Source organism: Vibrio sp. M260118 (genome assembly GCF_036533755.1).
GTDB lineage: Bacteria > Pseudomonadota > Gammaproteobacteria > Enterobacterales > Vibrionaceae > Vibrio.
Window position 1 is genome coordinate 1 of record NZ_JATABG010000577.1, and the last position, 1389, is coordinate 1389.

Below are 1389 nucleotides of genomic sequence, written 5' to 3' on the forward strand. Positions count from 1 at the left end.
ATATCTTCCGCGGGCAGATTGTTGATGTCACAGCTTCTCAATACACGGTTCAACTGGCAGGAACCAGTGAAAAGCTCGATGCTTTTATCCAAGCATTATCTGAAGTGACTGAAGTGATTGAAGTCGCTCGAAGCGGTGTCGTTGGTATTGCCCGGGGCGAACGAGCTCTAAAACCTTAAATCCAAGTTTCTACTCGATAGATAAAAAAACCACCGAATCTTCGGTGGTTTTTAGTATCTTGTGGTTGGGATTAGTGAAGGATACGGGCTCGAATCGTGCCTTCGATCTCTTTCAGTTTTCCTAGTGCCTCTTCAGAGCGCTCGGTTTCAACGTCAATGACTACGTAACCGAAATCAGCCGCTGTTTGTAGGTACTGACCTGCGATGTTAATACCTTCTTCAGCAAAGATGGTGTTAATTTGCGTTAGGATACCTGGGCGGTTTTCATGAATATGAAGTAGGCGTGAACAGTCACGGTGCTCTGGAAGTGAAACTTCAGGGAAGTTAACACTTGAAAGTGTAGAACCGTTATCTGAGTATTTCGCCAGTTTACCTGCAACTTCGACACCAATGTTCTCTTGCGCTTCTTGGGTAGAACCGCCAACGTGAGGAGTTAGGATAACATTGTCAAACTTTTGTAGCGGCGACTCGAACGGGTCTGCGTTAGTTTTTGGCTCTGTTGGGAATACATCAACTGCCGCGCCAGCGATGTGGCCCGCTTCTAGGCTATGGCATAGCGCTTCAATGTCGACTACTGTTCCGCGTGCTGCGTTGATGAAAATTGAACCTGGCTTCATGCGCGCGAACTCTTCCGCACCCATCATGTTCTTGGTCTCAGGTGTTTCTGGCACGTGTAGAGTAATCACGTCACACTTATTAAGTAGCTCACTCATAGTGTGGACTTGAGTGGCGTTACCTAGTGATAGCTTATTTTCGATATCGTAGAAGTAGACGCGCATGCCTAAGTTTTCGGCAATGATACCTAACTGCGTACCGATGTGGCCGTAACCGATAATACCAAGGCGCTTACCACGCGCTTCGTACGAGTTGTCCGCGCTCTTCTTCCAAATGCCTCGGTGTGCTAAAGCGTTCTTCTCAGGAATGCCGCGAAGTAATAGCAGCAATTGACCAAGAACCAGTTCAGCCACGCTACGAGTATTTGAGAACGGTGCATTAAATACGGGAATACCGCGTTTTGCTGCTGCTTTAAGGTTCACTTGGTTCGTTCCGATACAGAAACAGCCGATCGCAACGAGTTTTTCCGCAGCATCAATCACTTCTTGGGATAGATTAGTGCGCGAACGAATACCAATGAAGTGAACGTCTTTGACTGCTTCAAGCAGTTCCTCTTCTGGCAGTGAGCCTTTGTGGTATTCGATATTGGTGTAAC

General features: G+C 47.2%; 1 protein-coding gene and 1 pseudogene. One reads left to right on the top strand and one right to left on the bottom strand.

The window, feature by feature from the left end; all coding sequences use genetic code 11:
- A pseudogene (gene ilvH, locus QTO00_RS19710) lies at positions 1 to 179 on the top strand (acetolactate synthase small subunit); the annotation flags it as partial.
- Between the two features lie 71 nt (positions 180 to 250).
- Here ilvH and serA read toward each other — a convergent pair.
- On the bottom strand, positions 251 to 1389 hold a 1139-nt coding region (serA, locus tag QTO00_RS19715), incomplete at its 5' end, for a phosphoglycerate dehydrogenase (protein WP_331426259.1).